Source organism: Streptosporangiales bacterium (assembly GCA_009379825.1).
Lineage (GTDB): Bacteria > Actinomycetota > Actinomycetes > Streptosporangiales > WHST01 > WHST01.
In genome coordinates this window covers 119,787-141,973 of record WHTA01000005.1, presented here as the reverse complement: position 1 = coordinate 141,973, position 22,187 = coordinate 119,787, and the positions used below count along the sequence as shown (strand labels likewise).

Sequence of the window (22,187 nt, the reverse complement as noted above, 5' to 3'; positions counted from 1 at the left end):
GGCTCTCCCGTGCAACGGTCGTGGGTGCCGCGATCAGCGGGTGGTGTAACCGCCGTTCGCGAACAGGGTCTGTCCAGTGAACCACCACCCTTCTGTGGCGAGAAAAGTGATCACCGGGACGATGTCCTCGATCTGCGTCAGCTGGTTGCCCATCGCCTGCGACTTGTGGAACTCGACCCGTTCCGGGGTCTCCTGCGGGTAGAAGAACGGGGTGTCCATCGGGCCAGGCGCGACCGTGTTCACCGAGATGTTGCGGTCCGCGAACTCTTTCGCCGCGGCCCGGGTGAAGTGCTCGAGCGGCGCCTTCCCGCCGGCGTACGTCGAGTAGCCGTCGGTGAACGCGGCCAGCAGCGACGTGCCGAGGCTGACGATCTTGCCGTTGTCGTTGAGCCGGCGGCCGGCCTCCTGGATGAAGAAGTACGCCGCCTTGGCGTTGATCGCGAACATCCGGTCGAACTCCTCCTCGGAGGTCTCAAGGATCGGCTTGCGCAGCACCATCCCGGACGTGTTCACCGCGATGTCGGCCCCGCCGAACGTGTCGACCGCGACGTCGAACAACCTGCGCACGTCGGCCACGCGGGTGAGGTCGCCCTGCACCGGGACGGCCTGGGAACCGGCCTCCTTCACCGCCGCGACCGTGCGTTCGGCGTCCGCGGCCGTGTCGTCGCTGTGGTAGTGCACGACGACCTTCGCGCCGGCCTCGGCGAACGTTGTGCTGATCAGCCCGCCAAGGTTCTTGGCGCCGGCGCCGATTACCGCGACCCTGTCCCGCAACGTCTGCTCCGTCATACGTCGTCCCTCCTGCGTAGGCGTTCTTCCGTACCTCGACGCTAGGGACGCCGGCAGCCCGCCGGGAAACACGAATCAGCTGTGGACCCACAAGCCGGGCTGATACCGCCGCTCGCCGCGTACCGTCGCACCTTCGTCGCCCGGTGACCAGCGGGTACTCGATCGACTTCCCCGATCCTGCGGTCATCCGTGGCAAGGACGGTTCCTCGTACGCGTACGCCACCGGCTACTGGGCGCCGGACATCAGGTACCTCAACGGCAGGTCAGCGACGACGAGTTCGACCCGGCGATCGGGGTGGCGACCGCGCCGACGCCCGAGGGGCCGTGGCGGCCGGCGAAGGAGCCGCTGCTGCCGCCGAAGAAGACCGCGAACGGCTACGACTGGGTGATCGACCCGGCGCTGTTCACCGACACCGATGGCACCCTGTACATGTACTACGGCAGCTACAGCAGCGGTATCCACGTGGTGCGGCTCTCCGCCGACGGCCTGCGGGTGGTGTCCGAGCCGACGCGGATCACCGCGTCCAGGTACGAGGGCGGCTACGTTGTGCACAGGGACGGTTGGTACTACCTGTTCGGCTCGTCCGCGAACTGCTGCGCCGGTCCCACCACCGGCTACTCGGTCTACGTCGGCAGGGCGCGAAGCCCGCTCGGGCCGTTCGAGCACCGACACGGCGAGCCGATGCTGGCCAGCCGCTCCGGTGGCACGCCGGTGCTCACCCGGAACGGCAACAGGTGGATCGGCACCGGGCACCACTCTGAGGTGGTCGACGCGTCCGGCCAGGACTGGATGGCGTACCACGCCATCGACAGGCGTGACCCGTGGCTGGACGTCGAGCCCGGCTACACCATGCGGCCGATGAACATCGACCGGCTGGACTGGGTCGACGGCTGGCCGATCGTGCGTGCCGGCAGGTTCGCCTCCGCGGGACGGGAGCGGGCGCCGGTCGCGGCGGGCGAGATCGACGACCGGTTCGAGTCTGCGGCGAAGACGCGTGAACGGTTCACCGTGCACTCCGGAGCCCTCGAAGTAGCTGGGCCGGACCGGCAGTCGGGGAAGTACGCGGAGCTGGCCGACGGCACGGCGGCGACCACGCGCCCGGTGTCCGACCCGGACGTCCGCGTGGTCGCCGACGTCCGGTCGGCCGCGGACGCCTCGACCGGCGTGCTCGCCAGGGCGCGCGGCGCCGGCACCGGGGTGCGCGCGAGGGTCGACGCCGACGGCCGGGAGCTGCGGGTCGAGGCCGTGGTCGGCGGCCAGGTGGTCGAGGCTGCCACCGCCGAGCTGCCGGACGGCTACGACACCACGGCCTGGCACTCGCTCGCGCTCCAGGTGCGCGGGGACCGGGCGGACGTGGACGTCACCGACACGCAGACCGGTGACCCGTGGGCGAGCACCGAGCTGCGGCTGCCGCCCGCACTCACCGGGCCGGGCGCCGCCGGCGTGGTCAGCGTCGGCGCAGGGGAGGTGGACAACCTCTCGGCGAACCCGTTGCACGAGCCGGTGCCGAGGACGGTCCCGCCGCCGTGCGTCGGCCTGCCGGCCGCGGAGCACTCCGACGACTTCGACGGTGAGCTCGGGTCCGGCTGGAGCTGGTTGCGCAGGGACGAGGCGGCGCGGGTCGTCGACGGTGAGTTGCTCTGGCCGACCGAGGGGGGCGACCTGGTCGGCGACGGCCAGCCGGGCGCGCTGCTGCGGGAGACGCCGGCGGGTGAGTACACCGTCGAGACGAAGGTGGCCCTCGACATCGGCACCGACACGAACCGGAACTACCAACAGGCCGGGCTGCTCGTCTACGACGACGACGACTTCCTGCGACTGTCCACCGTCGCGGTCGACGACACCAGGATCACCGAGTTCGGCAAGGAGACCGAGCTCGACGGCCGGCGGTCCTGGGGCGGCTCGGTGGTCGGTGCCCCTGCGGGTACCACCTGGCTACGGCTGAAGCACACCGTCGACGCGAAGACCGGCGAGCACAGGTACCGCGCCGGGTCGAGCACCGACGGCGAGCGGTGGACCTGGGGAGCCACCTGGACGATGCCCGCGGACAGCAACCCGAAGGTCGGGCTGGTCTCGCAGGCTCGCTGCCGGAGACCACGCAGCAGCACGGCAAGGCCACCGCCGAGTTCGAGTACTTCCGCGTCGCCCGGTAGCGCTACCGGCGGGGGTGCGTCTCGTACATCCGGACGGCGACGAGGACGCCGGACGCAGCGGTGACGGCGGCGACCACCCACACGGCCGCGCGCAGGCCCCACAGGTCGGCGGCGACGCCGGACAGCACGGCGCCGACGGCGAAGCCGCCGTCGCGCCAGAGGCGGTAGACGCCGACCGCCCGCGCGCGCCAGGACGGGTGGGCGACGTCGCCGACGGCGGCGAGCAGCGTGGGGTAGACCAGCGCCGTACCGACGCCGAGCAGCACGGCGGCGCCGGCCCAGACGGCGAACGTGCCGGCGTACGCGATCAGCGCGAGCGCCGCGGCCTGGGTGAGCATGCCCGCGGTGATGAGGTGCTTGCGGCCGAGCCGGTCGGACAGCGCGCCTGTGGCCAGCTGGCCGGCACCCCAGACCGCCGGATAGAGCGCGGCGAGTACGCCGATCTGGGCCACCGTCAGACCGGCGGTGCCGAACAGCAGCGGGAACAGGCCCCAGGCGAGCCCGTCGTTGAGGTTGTTCACCATGCCGGCCTGGCTGGCCGACGACAGGGCGGGCTCGCGGAAGCTGGTGCGCGTGAACACCTGCCGGTTGTCGAGCGGCGGCGGGACGTGGGCGTGGCTGGCGGCCTCCAGCTCGGCGTGCGCGCGGGTCTCCCGTACGACGCCGAGGGAAAGGCCGAGCCCGAGCACGGCGTAGCTGAGCCCGAGCAGGAACGGAGCGGGGCGCAGCCCGTAGTTGGCGGCGAGGTACCCGGTGGCCGCGGCGGTGGCGGCGACGGCACCGTAGCCGGCCGCCTCGTTCAGGCCCATCGCCAGGCCGCGCCTGGCCGGGCCGGCCAGGTCGATCTTCATGATGACCGTGGTGGACCAGGTCAGCCCCTGGTTGACGCCGAGCAGCACGTTGGCGGCGATCACCCACCCCCAGCTAGGCGCCCAGATGATCAGCAGCGGCACCGGTAGCGCGACCACCCAGCCAGCAAGCAGTACTGGCTTGCGCCCGAACCGGTCGGACAGCGTGCCGGCGAGGTAGTTGGTGGCGGCCTTCGTGATGCCGAACGCGCCCACGTAGGTGAGCAGGAACGTGTAGCCGGTCAGCCCGAACGTCCGGTCGGCCAGCAGCGGCAGCACGGTGCGTTCCTGGCCGAGGACGCCACCCACCAGTGCGTTGACGGCGACGAGCAGGGCGAACTGGGCCAGGTTGGCGCGCAGGCCCAGCCGCACCGCTGCATCGCCTCCGGTCACCCGCCGGTCTCCAGCCGCCGGCCGGTGGCGTGCGCCCAGTCGTCCGGACCGCCCGCGACCACGGTGAGGTCGCGGCGGCCGGCGCGTTCGAGCAGGCTGGCGGCGCTCATCGCGCGCTCACCGTGCCCGCACATCACCAGCAGCGGCTCGCGCGGCAGCTCGTCGGCGTACGCGGCGAGCCCGCCGAGCTCGACGTGCACCGCGCCGGGCAGGTGCCCGGCGGTGTACTCCGCGCGCTGCCGTACGTCGACCACCGTGCCTTCCGCCTCGGCGGCGTCGACCCGGCGCAGGCTGGTCGTCTCGTGGCCGGCGGCGGTCCAGGCGGCCAGGCCGCCGGCCAGCTCGCCGGCGACATTGGCGTAACCGATCTTCGCGGCCTGCCACGCGACCTCGGCCGGATCCTGGTCGGGGTCGCGGAGGACGACGAGCGGCCGGTCGGGCGGGGCGATCCAGCCAAGCCAGGACACGAACGCCGGCCGCAGCGGGATGGACACGGCGCCAGGCACGTGGGCCTCGGCGAACGCCGCCGCGGGCCGGACGTCGACCAGCTGCCCACCGTCGGCGAGGACGGACCGCACCGCCACGGGGTCGAGCGGGGCGAGCGCGGGCTCGGCGTCGAGCACGACGCCGCGGCGGTTGCGTTCGGCCAGCCGCAGGAAGTACGGCGGGAAGCTGCCGAGCGACTCGCGCAGCGCGTGCACGAACGCGTCCTCGCTCGCAGCGCGCAGCAGCGGGTTGGTCGCCCTTTCGCGGCCGATCGTGCTCGTACGTTCCACGCCGGGCGGGGCGGAGCAGAACGAGCCCGCGCCGTGCGTCGGCCACACCGCGACGTCGTCGGGCAGCGTGGCCAGCCGCTGCAGCGACGCGTACTGCCGGCGGGCCAGCTCCTCCGTCTGCTCCGCCGACACCAGGTCGGTGCGGGCCGCTGACCCTACGATCAGCGAGCCGCCGGTGAAGACGCCGACTGACGCAGCGCCGTCGAGGAGCAGGAACGACACGTGCTCGTGGGTGTGCCCTGGGGTGGCGAGCGTCTGCAGCCGCAGGCCGCCGAGGTCGACCTCGTCGCCGTCGCCCAGCCCGGTGTGGCCGTACTCCCGGTGTCCCGCGGCGGCGGCAAGCACCTGCACACCCGAGGTGGTGGCGAGCTGGCGGGCGCCGGAGACGAAGTCGGCGTGCAGGTGGGTGTCCGCGGCGAACGCGACCGCCAGCCCGCGCCGCTCGGCGGCCCGTGACGCCGCCCGCAGGTCGATGCTCACGTCCACCACCAGCGCGCGCCCGTCGCCGAGATCGACGAGGTAGGCGGAGTTCCCCAGCCCCTCGTCGACGAGTGCGGTCACCTCGACAGCAGTCATGGCGTCCTCCGGAGATGCGGTTCGCTCTCTTCCTTATACACTATTCCACAGACTATTGGAGGACTTGATGGGTGACCGGGACGCGAAGACGGCCTTGTTCGACCAGTTCGCCCGCGTCGGCAAGGCGCTGGGCAGCGGCAAGCGGTTGGAGCTGCTCGACCTGCTGGCCCAGGGCGAACGCACGGTGGAGGCGCTGGCGCAGGCGGCCGACCTCGGAGTGACGACCGCGTCGGCGCACCTGCAGACCCTGAAGCGCTCGCACCTGGTGGCGACCCGCCGCGAAGGCACGAAGGTGTACTACCGGCTGGCCGGCGACGACGTGGCCAAGCTGTACGCGCTCGTGCGCTGCGTGGCCAGCGCGCACCTCGCGGACGTCGGGGCCGCCCGTGCCGCCTACCTCGGTCCCGACACCGACCAGGTCGGCCGCGAGGAGCTGCTGCGCCGGGTGGACGCGGGCGAGGTGGCGATGGTCGACGTCCGGCCGCAGGAGGAGTACGCGGCGGGGCACATCCCCGGCGCCATGTCCATCCCGCTGGACGAGCTCGCCGGCCGGCTCGCCGAGCTGCCGGCCGACCAGGAGGTCGTCGCGTACTGCCGCGGCGCGTACTGCGTGCTCGCCCACGAGGCGGTGCGGCTGCTCGCCGCGCAAGGACGGCCCGCCAGCCGGCTCACGGGCGGCATGCTCGAGTGGCGGCTGGCCGACCTCCCGGTGCAGCAGGACGCCGGATGAGCGCGCAGGTGCCGCCCGGCCTGCACGACGGCCCGGTCTACCTCGACTACAACGCCACCACGCCCGTCGACCCGCGCGTCGTGGACGCGATGCTGCCGTACCTGCGGGAGCACTTCGGCAACCCGTCGAGCAGCCACCACTATGGCGAGCAACCGCGGCTGGCCGTGGCCAGGGCGCGCGAGCAGCTCGCCGCGCTGCTCGGCGGGTCGGCGGACGAGGTCGTCTTCACCGGCAGCGGGTCGGAGGCGGACGCGCTCGCCGTCCGCGGCGCCGCGCTCGCGGGTGGCCGCGAGGGCGCGCACATCGTCACCCAGGAGACCGAACATCCCGCGGTGCTCGAGACCTACCGGAGCCTGCAGCGGCTGCACGGCGTCGACGTCAGCTACCTGCCCGTCGACCAGCACGGCCGGGTCGACCCGCAGGCCGTCGCCGACGCCATCACCCCGCGGACCGCGCTGGTGTCGGTCATGTACGCCAACAACGAGGTAGGCACGTTGCAGCCGGTACGCGAGATCGTCGAGGTCGCGCACCGGCACGATGTGCTCGTGCACACCGACGCGGCGCAGGGCGTCGGCAAGCTCGACGTGGACGTCCGGCAGCTCGGCGTCGACCTGCTCACCGTCGTCGGGCACAAGATGTACGCGCCCAAGGGCATCGGCGCCCTGTGGGTGCGTACGGGAGTCCGGCTGGAACCCATCGCGTACGGCGGCGGCCAGGAAGGCGGCCTGCGTGCCGGCACCGAGAACGTCGCGCTCGCCGTCGCGCTCGGCGCCGCCGCCGACCTGGCCGCGGCCGACCTCGCCGCCGGCGAGCCCGACCGGCTGCGCGGCCTGCGCGACGAGCTGCACCGCGGGCTCGGCGAGCGGCTGCCCGGGCGGGTGCTGTTGAACGGGCACCCCACCTGCCGGCTGCCGAACACCGCCAACCTCGCCGTCACGGGGCTCACCGGCGACCAGCTGCTCGCCGCCGCCCCCGGGATTGCTGCGTCGACCGGGTCGGCGTGCCACAGCGGCACCACGCAGCCGTCGCCGGTGCTCGAAGCCATGACCCGCGAGCTGGCCGCCGGCGAAGGCTGGGCGAGCTCGGCGGTACGGCTGAGCCTCGGCCGCTGGACCACGGCAGCCGACGTCGATCGCGCCGTCTCAGCGCTCGCCGCCGCCGGTTACTCGGGCGCGTGAGCGGTGCCGAGCACGTGCGGGGTCGCGGGCAGCCGGCGGCAGTGATCGGCCCGAGCGGCTCGGTGGCGGTGTGGCAGCCGCCGGTCAGCAACGGCCACACGTAGCCGGCCGGTCGTCGAGTGAGCACATCACCAGGCACACGACGGCGGCGTCGACGCTGTCGTCGGCCAGCGGCAACCGGCTGAAGAAGCGCCGCGGCCGGTCGCTCACCACGTCACGGGGAGCGCGGTCAGTCCGCCGGTGAGCACGTCATGGCGGAGCGTGAGCTCCTCGACCGGTACGGCCAGCCGCATGCCGGGGAACCGGTGGACGAGCCGGGTGAGGACGACCTGCAGCTCGATCCGCGCCAGCGGCGCGCCGAGGCAGTACCTCGCGCCGTGGCCGAAGGTGAGATGGCCGGCCGCGCGCCGCTCGATGTCGAAGCGGTCCGGGTCGGCGAAGACGCCGGCATCGTGGTTGGCCGCCGCGTTGTCGAGCAGCACCAGGCTCCCTGCCGGGATGGCCGTGCCGTCGAGGTCGAGGTCGACGCGGGCGTAACGGGGGATACCGCCGCCGCCCTTGCCCGGCACCCGGAGGATCTCCTCGACGGCGCCGGCGACGAGGTCCGGGTCGTCGCGCAGCGCCTGCCAGGAGTCCGGGTGGGTCAGCAGCAGGAGGGCGCCGAAGCCGAGCTGCACCACGGTGGTCTCGTGGCCGGCGAACAGCAGTGCCATCGACAGCCCGGCCACCTCGGCGTCGCCCAGCCCTTCGACGGCACAGAGCCCGGAGATGACGTCGTCGGCTGGCTCCGCCCGCTTGCGCGCGACGAGCCGCTGGCCATACGCGAACAGGTCCGCCAGCCCGTCCTCGGAGCGCTGCCGGTCCACGATGTCCGCGGCGGCCTGTGTCCAGCTGCGGAACTCGGCGCGGTCCTCGTACGGCACGCCGAGCAGTTCGCAGATCACCAGGATCGGCAGCGGCACCGCGAGGGTGGCGTTCAGGTCGGCCGGCTGCTCGTGGGCGGCGAGGTCGTCGAGCAGCTCGTCGGTCAGGGCCGCCACCCGCGGCCGGAACGCCCGCATGCGCGCGGGCGTGAAGTGGGGCTGCAGCAGTGCGCGCATCCGGGCGTGGTCGGCCTGCTCGGTGTCGAAGTTGCCCAGCGGCCCGCCGAAGAGGGTCGACTCCCCGGACCTGGCTGCGTTGTCCGGGTCCGGGTGCGCCCGACCGAGCCGGTCGTCGTCGAGCAGCTGGCGCACCTGCCGGTAGCCGGTGACGAGCCACGCCTCGTCGCCGGTGGCGGTGCGGACCTGGTGGATGTCGCGCTCGACCTGGAGCGCCCGTAACAGCGGCGGTACCTGCAGCGGCCGGGTCTGCGCGAAGGGCAGCTCAACCGTCACGGCTCCTCCTGACATCAATTTGTACACTCTGAGATAAACAAAAGTACGCGTAGACTCTCGCGTACACAAGAGGCGGGAGGCAGGTTCGATGGCCGCGGACGGCACCGCATCCGCTGAACCGGTGCGGCGGATGCGCCGCGTCGAGCGCAGGGAGCAGATCCTCGGCGCGGCGACCAGGGCGTTCGCGCGTACCGGGTTCGTCCACACCAGCCTGGACGACGTCGCGGCCGAGGCCGGGATCACACGCGTGCTCCTCTACCGGCACTTCGACTCCAAGGCCGACATGTACCGCGCGGTGCTCGACCGCGCCTGCCGCCAGCTGGAGACGGCCGTCGACGTCGACAACCTCGGCGACGACTCGCTGCCGGCCCTCGTCCGCGCCGCCGCGGCGGACCCGGACGGGTTCCGGCTGTTGTTCCACCACGCCGCCAGGGAACCCGAGTTCCGTGGCTACATCGACGCGCTCACCACGGCGTCGACGGAGATCGCGCACCGCAACCTGACCGGGTACCTGCCCGCCGGTCCGTGGCTGGACTGGGCGGCCAGGATCGTACCCAGGTTCGCGATCGAGGCGGTCATCAGCTGGCTGGACGCAGGGCGGCCCGACCCGGACCACGTCGCGGAACGGATCGACCACGCCATCCGCGGCATCATGCGGGCCGCCGGCCCGAACGGCGGCTAGCGCTCAGGCGAGGAACTCCCGCAGCGCGTCCGCCACGGCGTCCGGGGCGTCCTCGGGGAGGAAGTGCCCGGCGGCGGGGACGGTCTGCCTGCGCGCGCCTGGGATCGCGGCCGCCAGCCGGTCGCCCACGGCCGGGGCGAGCCACCCGTCGTTCTCGCCCCAGAGGACCAGCGTCGGCACCCGTACCTGATCGAGTCGGCGCACGGCGTCGGTGGTGTCGGTGTGCGAGACGCTCGCTACCTGGTCGATCCAGCGCTGTTGGCCCGCCTCGCCGGCCCACGGACGGAGGTACTCGCGGAGCGTGTCGTGCGGCAGCTGCCGGTGGGTGGCGGTGCGCAGGCGCGCCTCGACGATGTCGCCGAAGACGTGCGTCGGCATGGTGCGGTAGGCGTCGTCGTGCTGCTGGATGTGCTCGGTGAACGGGGTGTTCCACGGCCCGAGTACGGCCGCGTCGAGCAGCGCCAGCCGCCGGGCGGGCGTGTCGTCCACCAGGTGTGCGCGCAGCACGACCCCGCCGCCGATGTCGTGCCCGACCAGGCCGGGGGCGTCGAGCCGCCAGTGCCGGACGAGCTCGGCGAGGGCCGTCGCCTGCTGGGCGATCGAAGGAGTGGCGCCTGGGGCGAGGCGGGAGTCGCCGAAGCCGAGCAGGTCCCAGACGTACACGGTGTGCGTGCGGGCGAGCGCGGGCACCACGTTCCGCCACAGGTACGACCAGGCGGGCGTGCCGTGCACGAGCACCACGGGCGGGCCGGCGCCGAACGTGCCGGTGGCCACCTCGCCGGCGGAGACCCGCACCCGGTCGGGGAGCCGCCAGGTCGCCGTCGCTGCTGCCGTCATGGCTACCTCCAGTACGTAAGGGCTATACTTCGAGTTCTCTGGTTACCGTAGCATGGAGTAAGTGGTGCAGATACTTTTTTCCGGTTACGCAGCGGAGGCGGGGCTCGCCACCGACCTGGTGAACACGTCCGCTCTGGTACGCGGCGCCGGCGAGGCGCTCACCGACCCGGCGGCACTCGAGCGGTTCCTCGGCGAGCACGACATCAGCCCCGGTGCGCAGCTCGCCGACGGCGACGTCCACCAGGTGCACGCGCTGCGCGACGAGGTCCGCGCGGTGCTCGAGTCGTCGACCGACGACGAGGTGGCCGAAGGCGCCAACGCCCTACTCGCCCGTGCCCGGGTGACGCCGACCCTCGCCAGGGACGCGCAGGGGCGCTGGCAGTGGTACCTGGCCACGTCCGACGCGGCCTCCGTCGCCGACGAGGTCGCAGCGTCGGTCGGCGTCGGGTTGCTCGGTGCGCTGTACACCCTGGGGCACGACCGGTTCCGCCCCTGCGCCTCGCCGGACTGCAACGGCATGTTCGTCGACACCAGCCGCGCCGGCCGCCGGCGCTACTGCATGCCGGACCTCTGCGGCAACCGACTCAACGTCGCGAACCACCGCGCGCGCCGCCGCACCGGCCAGGGCACCGACTGAGTAGCTACGTCGACTTCGGCTGGTGCCCGAACCGTACGGGCTGCCACGACGAGGTGTGCAGGCGCGGGTCGATCAGGCGCTGCGCGTGTTGCTCCACCGCGGGGGCCGGCTCGATCACCGGGCGCTCCTCGCCGGCGGCGACCATCCTGCGCAGCAGGCGCTCGCGCAGCTCGTCGGCGACCGTGCGATGCGAGGGCGCCCCAGCCAGGTTGTCCAGCTCGTACGGGTCGTGGTGCAGGTCGTAGAGCTCGGCCTCGACGTAGCGCTGCGCGCCCGGGTCGTGCCATGGGTCCGCGTCGGGTGCGACCACGTAGTACTTCCAGCGGGACGTACGGATGGCCCGCCCGACCTCAGACTCGCTCACCTGGACGAACACGTCGTCCTGCCAGTCGGATGCCGGGTCACGCAGCAGCGGCAGGAAGCTGCGGCCGTGCATGTGCGTCGGCACCTCGACGCCCGCCGCGTCCAGCAACGTCGGCGGCAGGTCGATGACGCTCACCGGCCGGTCGACGCGGCCACCTGCGTCGAAGCCCGGTCCGCGCAGGGCCATCGGCACCCGTATCGACCCGTCGTGGCAGGACCGCTTGTACTCGCTGTTGCGCGTCTTGAAGTGACATCCGTGGTCCGAGGTGAACGCCACCACCGTGTCGTCCAACAGGTCGAGACTCCGCAACGCGTCCAGCAGCCGTCCGAGCCCTTCGTCGACGCGACGGACCTGGCCCCAGTACCCGCCGATGTGCCGATGGGCGGTGCCGCCGTGCGCGGACAGTGCAGCCAGGTCGGGCGGTAGCCACTGGCCCTCGTACCGCTGCGCATAGCCGGTCGGGGCAGGGTAGGCGTCGACCTCGTTCTGGTGGTGCGGTTCGACGAGTGAGCAGAACAGGAAGAACGGCCGCCGCTCGTCGGTCGTACCCGTGGCGGTGTGGTCGGCCACGAACCGGATCGCTGCGTCGAAGAGTGCGTCGGACCGGTAGCCGGGCAGCAGGACAGGGTCGCCGTCGTCGTCGAAGACGACCGTGCGGTACGCGTCCGAGGTGAACTCCAGGACGTTTGTGCCGAGCCAGCTGTCGTAGCCGCCGCGCTGCTCGACAGGTACCGGGTCACGGCTGGCGAGATGCCACTTGCCGAGGTAACCGGTGGCGTAGCCGGCCCGGCCGAAGTGTGAGGCGAGCGTCTCGCACTCCTCCGGCAGTGCGATGGCGTTGCGGAAGCAGCCCGTCGACGTCGGGTACCTGCCGGTCTGTATCGCCGACCGGGCAGGGCCGCAGACGGGTTGCGGGGTGAACGCGTGAGCGACGTGGGTGCCGGCGGCCGCGACCTCGTCGAAGACCGGTGTCAGCCCCAACGGGTTACCGCCGACGCCGGTGCTGTCCCATCGCTGCTGGTCGGTCAGGACCACGATGACGTTCGGCCGATCGGCGAGCGTGTTCGACATCGTCCTCCACTGTCCACTGTTGGTCAGGCGCTAGTCGTCCTGGTCGACGTCCCGCCGGGTTTCGCGTAAGTGCTCCTCCATGGCCGACGCCGCCTTGTCCGGATCGCCGTCCTCGATCGCTTGCAGGATCGTCCGATGTGCGGTGAGTGCGGCCTTGTGCCCTTCACCGCGACTCTCCCGTGCCGCGAACGTCGACCGCCTGGCCCGCAGCAGGACCGACTCAAGTGACACGAGGATCAACTGCAGCAGCCGGGTGTCGGCAGCCTCCGCGATCGCTGCGTGGAACCGGACGTCAAGCTCGACGAAGCGATCCATGTCCGTTACCGACTGCGCCATCTCGTCCAACAACGCCGCTGCGGCCGACGCCTCTGCGGTGCCTTCACCCACTCGGAGGGCGGCGAGCCGGGCCAGCTCGCACTCGACGACGCGTCTCGTGTCCAGGATGTCCTCGAGATCGAGGGACTGCTGCCGCACCCGGAAGTCGAGCATCTGTGCCAGCACGCCGGCCGACGGGGTGCTCACGCGCGCCGGCCGACCTTGGCTCGAGACCAGGATCTCCCGCGCCGACAGCGTCCTGATCGCCTCGCGTACCGCGAGCCGGTTCACGCCGAACTCCCTCGCGATCTCGCCTTCCGGCGGGATCTCGTCGCCGACCTGCAGACCCATCCGCTCGATCTCACGGATCAGTCCCGCGGCGACCTGCTCGGCCAGGGTCGTCCTGGCGACGGTCACCCGGCTGCCTGCAGCATCGTCATGCGGACCGGACACGTCTCACTTCATTCCCGTGCTCGCGATGCCTTGGACGAACGATCGCTGGAAGATGATGAACACCACGAGCATCGGGATCACTGACAACAACGTCATGCTCATCAGTCCTGTCCAATCCGTGTAGTAGAGGCCTTTCGCCAAGTTTAGCCCCAGCGGCACGGTAAAGGCCGCCTTCTCCTGGAGCACGACCAGTGGCCAGGCGAAGTCATTCCATCGCCACATGAAGGTGAAAATTACGAGGACGGCGATAACCGGCTTGCACAGCGGTAGTACGACCGACCAAAATATCCGGAACTCGCTGGCGCCGTCGAGACGAGCGCTTTCCAGCAGCTCGTCCGGTATGGATACCAAGAACTGCCGGACCAGGAATATGCCGAAGGCTTCGGCGCTGCGCGGCAGGACGACGCCCCAGATGGAGTTCACCAGACCCATCTCTGCGACGACGATGAACTCCGGCACCTGGATCACCTGGATGGGCACCATAAGGGTGCTGACCATCAGGAAGAAGATGATGTCCCGGCCGCGGAACCGGTACTTCGCGAAGGCGTAACCCGCCATCAGGTTGATGAACACGGTGATCGCGACCGCGAACACGGCGATGGCGATCGAGTTGAAGTAGAAGGCCGCCCACGGCAGCTTGCCCCAGGCGTCGGTGAAGTTCGTCCAGACGAACTCGGACGGCACCAGATCCAGGCCCCCGCCGAACAGCTCGTTGCGCGGCCGCACGGCAGTAGCGAACATCCAGTACAACGGGAAAGTCATCACGACCGCGCCGCAGACGAGCGCGACCCAGATGACGAAGTCCTTGCCGCGTGGAACTCGTGACCGTCGGTTCACGCCACTCTTGACCGCGCGAGCAGGGCGTACCAAGCGTTGTCCCTCAGCTATCATCGACCTCTCCTAGGCGGCATTCTCCGACTGCTTCGTGACGCGCCAGTAGACCAAGGTGAAGATCATCAGCGAGACGTAGAGGATCACGCCCACGGCGCTGGCAGTTCCCATCTCGCCCGTCTGGAAGGCCTCTCGGTAGATGTACTGCACGAGCACGGTCGTGGAGAATCCCGGCCCGCCGTCGGTCATGACGAAGATCAGGTCGAACACGTGCAGCGAGAAGATGATGTTGAGTACGACCAACAAGAAGGAGGTCGGGCGGAGCAGAGGCAGCGTGACGTAGCGGAACAGCTTCCATCCGGTGGCCCCGTCGACCTTGGCTGCTTGCGACAGCTCGTCGGGGATGCCCTGCAGCGCTGCCAGGTAGATCACCATGTTGAACCCGAGACGGATCCAGATGGTGACCAGGATCAGCGACGGCATGGCCCACGTCTTCGACGTGAGCCACGCGACCGTAGGGATGTTCAGGGCGGTCAGCAGGCTGTTCGCGACACCGTAGTCGTCACTGAGGATCCACAGTGAGATCAGCCCAACTGCGACGAGGGAAATGCTGACCGGGACGAAGTAGATCGCGCGCAACAACGCGCGTCCTGGCATCGTCCGGTTGAGGCCGAGAGCGACGAGGAGGCCGAGGGCCATGGTGGTAGGGACAGTGCCCGCCGCGTAGTAGCCTGTGTTGAGAACCGTCTGCCAGAACGTGCTGTCCGTCGCCAGCGCGACGTAGTTGTCGAAGCCCACGAAGGTACGTGTCCCGATCAGGCTCCACTCGTGGAAACTGATGAGGAAAGATCCGATGATCGGAATGAAGATGAACAACGTAAACAGGACCAGATTCGGTCCGATAAACAGGTATGGAGCGATGTTGCGTCGACGGCTTTTCTTGGCCACCTCGTCGTCCCTTACCGCCTCGTCGGGATCTGATCGGTCACTTCAAGATGGTGGAGACTTTTTGGTGGAGTTTGTCGGCGGTTTCCGAAGCTGATTGACCGGTCTTGAAGGCGGCCTCGAGCTCGTCGCCGAGGGCCTGGTTCAGCTCGCCGAAGTCCGGGCCGGTGGTCTCGCCGACCGCAGCCCTCGAAACGACACTGAGCTGCTCGATGAACAGGTCCTTCAGCTCCGGGCGGTACTCGTAGCCGAGCTCCTTGGCGGACTTGCCGGAGAGTCCCTTCCGGGTCGGCAGCAGCTGGGTAGCGAGGATGTTGCGCAGCTGCCACTCTTCGTTGTTGAGGAACATGAGGAAGTCCGCGGCCAGCTCGGGCTCGTCGCAGTCCTTCGTGACGCCGACCCCGTTGCCGCCGAGCGCGTTCCCCGGTGCTACATCCTGGGTGAGATAGGTGACGTCCCAGTTGGCCTTCATGCTGTCTTTCAGGAACGGCATCTGGAAGTCGCCGTTGATCATCATCCCGATGTTGCCGTTGGCGAAGAGCGTCTGGATCTCGGTGCCGCTCTTGATCGAGGTGCTTGCCGGCACCAGGCCGTCCTCGAACCACGACTGGGTGAAGGCGATCGTCTCCTCGATCTCGCGACTGTTCATCCGGGACGCCGACAGGCCGTCGTTCAACAGCCGCCCACCGTGCTGGTAGAGGAACGACGTCCACCGGTAGGCGTTGTCGGCAGGTTGCCATGACACCGCGAAGGAACTCTTGACGCGCCCGGACTTCTTCACCTTCTTCGCAACGGCGACGAACTCCTCCCAGCTCCACGCCTCGTCCATCGTCTTCGGCGGCTGGATGCGGAGTTCCTTGAACAGGTCGGCGTTGTAGAAGATGCCGTGGCTGCCCGTGTCGATCGGCACGCCGTACGGCTTGCCCTCGTGGACGATCGCTTCCCAGTAGTTCGGCAGGTACTGGTCCGCGTAGTTGTCGGGGAAGTACTCGGAGAGGTCTTGCAGCGCCCCCTGGCTGCTGTAGTGCCCCATCTGCTGGTACTGGATCCGGACGAGGTCGGGTCCCTCTCCGGCCGCGAGTCGCGTGTCCAGCGTCTGGTAATGCTGCGGGAAGGGCACGAGGTCGAGCTTGACCGTGACGTCCGGGTTCTTGGCCATGTACTTGTCGATGGTGGCCTGGAAAGCCTTCTCGGCCTCCGGAGTGCCGAAGGTCTGGAAGGTCAACGTCCCGTTGCCGGAGCCGCCACCGCGGCCACAGCTGGGGAGGAACAAGAGTCCGGCGGCCCCCGCCCCGATACCCAACAGCTTCCGCCGGCTGATTGCTGTCGCGTCCTTGCGCTCAGCCACCGCGATCCCATCCTTCCCTGCCTGACGAGGGGTTTGTGCTGGTTGGTGTCTTCGCAGCAAGTCGTGAAGACGAAGGGCGCAGCTTAGCAGCTAAGCTGTTAAGCTGCCAATGGCCGCTGCGAGGCGGCCGCCCCGTTGTCGATGTGAGGAGAGTCGTCGAGGATGAGCCGGCCGCCGAACCTGGTTCTCGTCGTTTCCGACCAGCAGCGGGCCGACATGGTGGGCGCCTTCGGCCGGATACCGGTGCAGACTCCTGCGTTGGACCGGCTGTGCCGCGAAGGGACGGCGTTCCGGCGCGCCTACACCGCCACTCCGGTGTGCACGCCCACCCGCGCGACGTTGCTCAGTGGCCAGTACCCGAGTCGACACGGCGCCTGGAGCATCGGCACCGACGTGCCCGACGACGTGCTCTCGCTGCCGGCGTTGCTTGCGGAGCGAGCCGACTACCGCACCGCCATCGTGGGGAAGAGCCACTTCCGTAGCGTCCTCAGGAAGGGCAGCGTCGAGGCGCTGCCGCAGTCGCGCGACTGGGACCACTTCCGGCGCTGGACCGGGCCTTGGTACGGCTTCCAGCACGCGAAGATCTCGAACGGGCACGTCGACGAACCGCATGCCTACTCGATGCACTATGGGTTGTGGCTGCACGAGAACGGGATCGAGCCGCGGCCGCCGTACTTCCGGGCGGACCCGGCAGACGCCATGCAGCGGAAGGAACACGGCGCCGACGCCGTGGGCGAGTGGGAGCTCCCCGAGGAGTACCACAGCAGCACCTGGGTGGCCGACGAGGCGATCTCCTACCTGGAGGACTGCGCGACGAACCACCCCGACCAGCCGTTCTACCTCGCCGTGAACTTCCCTGACCCGCATCTGCCGTTCCGCGCACCCTCCCCGTGGCATCGGCTGCATGACGACGTCGAGCTGCCGGAGCCGTCCAGACGGTGGGACGAGTGGGTCGACAAGCCCACCGTGTATCGAGCGACGCTGGACGGCCGCCAGGACGACATGAACTGGCAGGAGAACGCGGGCGTCGGCATTCCCTGCCAGCAGGGCGGCTTCACCGGCCGGGAAGAACGCACCCACGAAGAAGACGAGATGTGGCGTACGTACCTCGGCATGCAGAGCCTGCTCGACCGGCACCTCGGCCGCATCCTGGACACGCTCGACGCCCTCGGTATCGCGGACGACACGGTCGTCGTGTACACGTCCGACCATGGTGACTACATGGGTGACCACTGGCTGTGGTCCAAGGGTGCGAGTCACTACGACGGCGCCGTCCGGGTCCCTTTCCTCGTGCGCTGGCCCGGGCAGGTGCCCGCCGGCCGCGAGAGCCAGGCACTGCAGAGCCTGGTGGACGTGCCGACCACCTTCATGCGAGCTGCCGGCCTGGAGCCGCACCGGATGATGCAGGGCATCGACCAGCTCGGCTGCTGGACCGGTGACGGCGCTGCTCGTGAGGGAGTGCTGGTCGACCACCGGGTCGAGCAGGGGTTGTACGTCAACAGCTGGATCACCGACAGGTACCGCCTCAGCGTGCACTCGTTCCCCGTCGAGGGGCGCGACGAGATCGAGCTGTACGACCTCGTGAACGACCCTGCGGAGTACCACAACCTGGCCGCCGGCGGTGCGAATGCGGAGCTGGTGAGCAAGCTGATGCAGCAGCTGAACCGGTATCGAATGCGCAGCGACCGTTCTTGGCAACCGCGAGGCGCTTTCTCATAGCGCAGGGGGAGGAATCCGTGGACGCGAACGCTTCGGCCGACGCTGCCGACTTCGAGCCGGTGGCACAGGTGCCGGTCGAGCCCAGGGAGGGCTCGGTCTACGAGTTCGGCTGGCAGTCCTGGTCGCCGAGCACGACGTATCCGGTGTCAGCCGGTGTCGGTGCACGCCCGACGGAGGAACGACTGCAGACTTCGTACTACCGCCGCGAGAAGACCGCACCTGGCACGGGTTTCCAGGGTGAGGGGCTGCTGGCCGTAGAACCCGCGCCGGGCGAGCCCGTGCACGTCTTCGCGCTCCGCGACGGCCGTGCGGAGGTACCGACGGTCCGCGCTGCGCGTGAGGCCGACTCGCTTGCCATCTACGCCGACGGTTCCGTCGAGCACGTCGTCGACGACGGTCCTGACGGTCTCTACGGCACACTCGCACGGTTCGCCGACCGCTACACCGAACGAGTGGGCCGGCCGGCGATGCGGCAGGTCCCGCCGGTGTGGGCAAGCTGGTATCAGTACTTCACCGAGTTCACCGAGCAGGACCTCGTGGAGAACCTGCGGCAGATGCGGGCACTCGACCTGCCGGTGGAGATCGTCCGCCTCGACGATGCGTTCCAGGCGGGCATAGGTGACTGGCTCGCGCCTTCGGAGGGCTTCACGTCCCTCGACGGGATGGTGGGCAGGGTCCTGGACGAAGGGCGACGCGCAGGTATCTGGACCGCCCCGCTGCTCGTCGGGGAGAACAGCCGCACGTTCGCGGAGCACCCGTCCTGGCTCGTGCGTGGCGAGAGCGGGCAGCCGGTCGTCGCCCAGCACAACTGGGGCCAGGACTGCTATGTGCTCGACTCCACGCACCCGGCGGCGGCGGAGTACCTCCGTACGGTGTTCACCACGTATGCGCGGTACGGCGCCACCTACTTCATGGTGGATTTCATGTACGCGGGCGCCATCGAAGGCGTGCGGTACGCAGATGTCGACGGCATCACCGCGTATCGCTCGGCGTTGGAGCTCATCCGGAACTGTGTCGGCGACGACGCCCTGATCCAGGGTTGCGGCGCACCCATGTTTCCCTCGGTCGGCCTGGTGGACACGATGCGGGTCGGCACCGACGTGGCGGTGCACTGGTATCCGCCGGCGGGTGAGCTGTCCAGCCCGGCGACGCAGGCCGCGGTCGTCTCGACCGTCGGTCGTGCCTTCGCCCAGGGAAGGTTCTGGATCAACGACCCCGACTGCCTCGTTGCCCGGCCGGCGATCGAGGGACGGGAGCGCTGGGCGGACGTCGTGCGGCGCTACGGCGCCGTACGGATCAGCAGCGACGGCCTCGACCAGTTGGACGACTGGGGCCTGGAGACCACGCGGGAGCTGTTGGTGCCCGCGCGGACCACACCGTTCGATCCCGCTCGAGTTCCGCTGGACACCAGCCTGTTCCGCGACCCGCCAGCGGCGTCGACCATCTCGGAACCGAGCTGACGTGTCAGGAGGACCAACCATGCGGGACGGTGCCAAGTCGAATGTCAGCTCGTCGTTGCGTAGCCAGGTGTGGTTCGGCGACCGCGGCAAGAACGGGTTCGTCGCACGGTCGCACCTGCGAGCCGCCGGCTTGACGGACGAGGCGTTCGACGGCCGTCCGGTCGTCGGCATCGCCAACAGCTGGTCGGACCTGACTCCGTGCAACAGACACCTGGGAACCATCGCGGACGCAGTGCGGCGTGGCGTGAGCGCAGCGGGCGGGGTCCCGCTCGAGTTCCCGACCATGTCGTTGGGTGAGCCACTCATGCGTCCGACGACCATGCTCTACCGCAACCTGATGAGCATGGAGGTCGAAGAGACCCTGCGAGCCAACCCCGTCGATGCCGTTGTGCTGCTCGGCGGGTGTGACAAGACGGTTCCCGCGCAGCTCATGGGTGCGGCAAGTGTCGACCTCCCGGCCATCGTCGTGACCGGCGGTCCGATGATCTCCGGCTCCTTCCGAGGACAGCCGATCGGCAGTGGCACGGATCTCTGGCGGTTCAGCGAGGACGTCCGCGCCGGCCGCATGACGGCAGCGGAGTACGCAGAGGCCGAGTCCTGCCTCCACCGCAGTGCGGGCCATTGCATGACGATGGGAACGGCGTCGACCATGGCCTGCCTGACCGAGGCTCTCGGTCTGCAGATGAGCGGTGGCGCCACGATCCAAGCGGTCGACAGCAGGCGGCTCCAGCTCGCCGAACGCGCGGGAGGCCGGGCGGTGCAGATGGCCACGGAAGGGCCACGGCCGTCGGAGGTGTTGACCCGGAAGGCGTTCGAGAACGCGGTGCGGGTCAACGCCGCGATCGGTGGCTCGACCAACGCCGTCCTGCACCTGATCGCCGTCGCAGGTCGCGTCGGCGTGGACCTGAGCCTGGACGACTTCGACCAGCTGGCTCGCCAGATTCCACTGCTCGTCGACCTGAAGCCGAGCGGCCGCTTCCTGATGGCCGAGTTCGACGATGCCGGTGGCATGCCCGCGCTGCTGCGGGAGCTGCTGCCGATGCTGCACACCGACGCGTTGACCGTCGACGGCACATCTGTCGAGGAGAACGTGCGGCATGCGCCGCGTCATCGCGGCGACGTCATCCGCAGTCTCGACGACGCGGTCGGGTTGCCCGACACGGGTACCGCGGTGCTTCGCGGGAACCTGTGCCCGCAGGGCGCGGTGATCAAGCAGTCGGCCGCAAACCCCGAGCTGCTCAGGCATCGCGGTACCGCTGCCGTCTTCGACGACATGGCGAGCTACCTGCGGGCGGCCGAAGACCCCGAGTTCGACATCGACGCGAGCACGGTGCTCATCGTCCGCAACTGCGGTCCACGCGGCTACCCTGGCATGCCGGAGATCGGCAACCTGCCGATCCCGTTACGGCTGCTCGAGTCAGGAGTCACCGACATGGTGCGTATCTCGGACGCCAGGATGAGCGGAACCTCGTACGGCACGGTGATCCTGCACGTCGCACCCGAGGCGGCGAACGGCGGCCCGCTGGCGCTTGTACGTGACGGCGACACGGTCGTCCTCGACGTGCCTTCCCGGCGGCTCGACCTGGAAGTCGACGACGCCGAGCTGGAACGGAGACGACAGTCGTGGACACCGATGAAGCCGGCGCAAGAACGTGGCTGGGTGAAGCTGTACGTCGACCACGTGCTGCAGGCCGACGAGGGAGCCGACCTGGACTTCCTTGTCGGCGGTAGCGGTGCCGAGGTACCGCGGGCGCCGCTGTGACGTCCACCGCGCCCGTCTTCGGCACGGACATACCGACGGGGATCAGCCCCGTGCTGCTCACCCCGTTCGCCGCCGACGGCAGCCTCGACGAGGCCGGTTTCGTACGCGTCGTCGACCACGTGCTCTCGCTGGGTGTCGGGTCCGTCATGTTCCCCGGCTTCGCGTCCGAGGTCCTCACCCTGTCCGACGAGGAACGGGACGTTCTCGTCCGGTTGCTGCTTGAGCGGACCGCGGCACGCAGCGACGTCACGCCGATCGTGTCCATCGCCGAGCACGCGACGTACCACGCCGTGCGTCGAGCCACTGCTCTCGCCGAGGCCGGCGTGGGCACCTTCAACGTGTTGCCGCCACATCAGCTGGGTCCTTCGGCGCCTGCCGTGGTCGCGCACGTCGAGGCCGTGCTGGCCGCTGTCGCCCCGGCGGCCGTCATCCTGCAGTATGCGCCGCTGCAGACAGGGACCACGTTGCCGGTGGCGGAGATAACCGCCCTCGCCGCGCGGCACCAGAATCTCGCCGCCGTGAAGGTGGAGTCGCAGCCTCCCGGGCGGACCATCGCCGCGCTTGGGGAGGGCACACCGCCGCTTCCCGCGTTCGTGGGTTATGGCGGCGTACAGATGCCCGATGCCCTACGGCGCGGCGCCATAGGGGTGCAGCCGGGCTGCTCCTTCACCGAGCTTTACCTCGCCGTGTGGCGCCTCTGGCACGACGGGCACAGGGAGGATGCGAGCCGACTGCACACCCGGATGCTGCCGTACCTCTCCTACTGGATGCAGGACGTCCAGTTGATCGTGGCGGCAGAGAAGCTGATCGCCGTGCGTCGAGGGCTCGTCGACGACGAACACTGCCGCGCTCCGGCGCGAACACTGGACCGTGCCGAGCGCGTGATGGTAGACGACTTCTGTTCAGAGTTCTCCGCGATGCTTCCGGTGGTCGACAGATGAGT

The 22,187-nt window shown here is 69.8% G+C and carries 19 protein-coding genes; 9 read left to right on the top strand and 10 right to left on the bottom strand.

Annotated features, from left to right (window positions below):
* Positions 1–33: 33 nt before the first annotated feature.
* A complete protein-coding gene (locus tag GEV07_04475; protein ID MQA01999.1) occupies positions 34–789 on the bottom strand; it encodes an SDR family oxidoreductase in 756 nt (251 codons plus the stop codon).
* Positions 790–1,084: 295 nt separating this feature from the next.
* Here GEV07_04475 and GEV07_04470 point away from each other — a divergent pair, with 295 nt between their 5' ends.
* Positions 1,085–3,007, top strand: coding sequence for a family 43 glycosylhydrolase (locus GEV07_04470; protein MQA01998.1), 1,923 nt, complete (start codon positions 1,085–1,087; stop codon positions 3,005–3,007).
* Here GEV07_04470 and GEV07_04465 read toward each other — a convergent pair.
* Entirely contained in the window at positions 2,946–4,163 is a 1,218-nt protein-coding gene (locus GEV07_04465; protein MQA01997.1) for an MFS transporter, read from the bottom strand. The genes GEV07_04470 and GEV07_04465 overlap by 62 nt on opposite strands.
* Positions 4,164–4,180: 17 nt before the next feature.
* A complete protein-coding gene (locus tag GEV07_04460; protein MQA01996.1) occupies positions 4,181–5,536 on the bottom strand; it encodes an MBL fold metallo-hydrolase in 1,356 nt (451 codons plus the stop codon).
* 67 nt (positions 5,537–5,603) lie between these two features.
* Between GEV07_04460 and GEV07_04455 the strand changes: the two genes are divergently transcribed.
* Together GEV07_04455 and GEV07_04450 are read left to right on the top strand one after the other, a co-directional pair.
* On the top strand, positions 5,604–6,266 hold the full coding sequence (locus GEV07_04455) for a metalloregulator ArsR/SmtB family transcription factor (GenBank protein MQA01995.1): 663 nt from the start codon (positions 5,604–5,606) through the stop codon (positions 6,264–6,266).
* Positions 6,263–7,444, top strand: a complete 1,182-nt coding sequence (locus GEV07_04450) for an aminotransferase class V-fold PLP-dependent enzyme (protein ID MQA01994.1) — start codon at positions 6,263–6,265, stop codon at positions 7,442–7,444. Before GEV07_04455 ends, GEV07_04450 begins: the two co-directional genes overlap by 4 nt.
* Before the next feature lie 206 nt (positions 7,445–7,650).
* Here the strand turns inward: GEV07_04450 and GEV07_04445 are convergent, their stop codons facing one another.
* Positions 7,651–8,835, bottom strand: coding sequence for a cytochrome P450 (locus GEV07_04445; protein ID MQA01993.1), 1,185 nt, complete (start codon positions 8,833–8,835; stop codon positions 7,651–7,653).
* A gap of 73 nt (positions 8,836–8,908) precedes the next feature.
* Between GEV07_04445 and GEV07_04440 the strand changes: the two genes are divergently transcribed.
* Positions 8,909–9,502: a TetR family transcriptional regulator gene (locus tag GEV07_04440; GenBank protein ID MQA01992.1), complete on the top strand. Its 594-nt coding sequence runs from the start codon at positions 8,909–8,911 to the stop codon at positions 9,500–9,502.
* Between the two features lie 3 nt (positions 9,503–9,505).
* On the opposite strand, the gene GEV07_04435 is transcribed toward GEV07_04440, so the two are convergent.
* Complete coding sequence (locus GEV07_04435; protein MQA01991.1) at positions 9,506–10,339, bottom strand: alpha/beta fold hydrolase; 834 nt, start codon at positions 10,337–10,339, stop codon at positions 9,506–9,508.
* A gap of 64 nt (positions 10,340–10,403) precedes the next feature.
* On the opposite strand from GEV07_04435, the gene GEV07_04430 reads away from it, so the two are divergent.
* On the top strand, positions 10,404–10,976 hold the full coding sequence (locus tag GEV07_04430; GenBank protein MQA01990.1) for a hypothetical protein: 573 nt from the start codon (positions 10,404–10,406) through the stop codon (positions 10,974–10,976).
* Positions 10,977–10,980: 4 nt separating this feature from the next.
* On the opposite strand, the gene GEV07_04425 is transcribed toward GEV07_04430, so the two are convergent.
* The 5 genes from GEV07_04425 to GEV07_04405 are packed head-to-tail and all read right to left on the bottom strand — an operon-like array spanning position 10,981 to position 16,303.
* Positions 10,981–12,411, bottom strand: coding sequence for a sulfatase-like hydrolase/transferase (locus GEV07_04425; protein ID MQA01989.1), 1,431 nt, complete (start codon positions 12,409–12,411; stop codon positions 10,981–10,983).
* A 30-nt stretch (positions 12,412–12,441) separates the two neighbouring features.
* The gene (locus GEV07_04420) at positions 12,442–13,179 is read right to left on the bottom strand and encodes an FCD domain-containing protein (protein MQA01988.1); all 738 of its coding nucleotides are present in this window, start codon (positions 13,177–13,179) and stop codon (positions 12,442–12,444) included.
* A 3-nt stretch (positions 13,180–13,182) separates the two neighbouring features.
* The gene (locus GEV07_04415; protein MQA01987.1) at positions 13,183–14,070 is read right to left on the bottom strand and encodes an ABC transporter permease subunit; all 888 of its coding nucleotides are present in this window, start codon (positions 14,068–14,070) and stop codon (positions 13,183–13,185) included.
* A gap of 9 nt (positions 14,071–14,079) precedes the next feature.
* Complete coding sequence (locus GEV07_04410; GenBank protein MQA01986.1) at positions 14,080–14,958, bottom strand: ABC transporter permease subunit; 879 nt, start codon at positions 14,956–14,958, stop codon at positions 14,080–14,082.
* Positions 14,959–14,995: 37 nt separating this feature from the next.
* On the bottom strand, positions 14,996–16,303 hold the full coding sequence (locus GEV07_04405; protein MQA01985.1) for an extracellular solute-binding protein: 1,308 nt from the start codon (positions 16,301–16,303) through the stop codon (positions 14,996–14,998).
* A 162-nt stretch (positions 16,304–16,465) separates the two neighbouring features.
* Between GEV07_04405 and GEV07_04400 the strand changes: the two genes are divergently transcribed.
* From GEV07_04400 to GEV07_04385, 4 genes are read left to right on the top strand one after another with little or no spacing between them, the layout of a single operon-like run.
* The gene (locus GEV07_04400) at positions 16,466–18,022 is read left to right on the top strand and encodes a sulfatase-like hydrolase/transferase (protein MQA01984.1); all 1,557 of its coding nucleotides are present in this window, start codon (positions 16,466–16,468) and stop codon (positions 18,020–18,022) included.
* A 17-nt stretch (positions 18,023–18,039) separates the two neighbouring features.
* Positions 18,040–19,482: an alpha-galactosidase gene (locus tag GEV07_04395; GenBank protein ID MQA01983.1), complete on the top strand. Its 1,443-nt coding sequence runs from the start codon at positions 18,040–18,042 to the stop codon at positions 19,480–19,482.
* A 19-nt stretch (positions 19,483–19,501) separates the two neighbouring features.
* A complete protein-coding gene (locus GEV07_04390) occupies positions 19,502–21,244 on the top strand; it encodes a dihydroxy-acid dehydratase (GenBank protein ID MQA01982.1) in 1,743 nt (580 codons plus the stop codon).
* A gap of 29 nt (positions 21,245–21,273) precedes the next feature.
* Complete coding sequence (locus GEV07_04385; GenBank protein ID MQA01981.1) at positions 21,274–22,185, top strand: dihydrodipicolinate synthase family protein; 912 nt, start codon at positions 21,274–21,276, stop codon at positions 22,183–22,185.
* Positions 22,186–22,187: the final 2 nt, after the last annotated feature.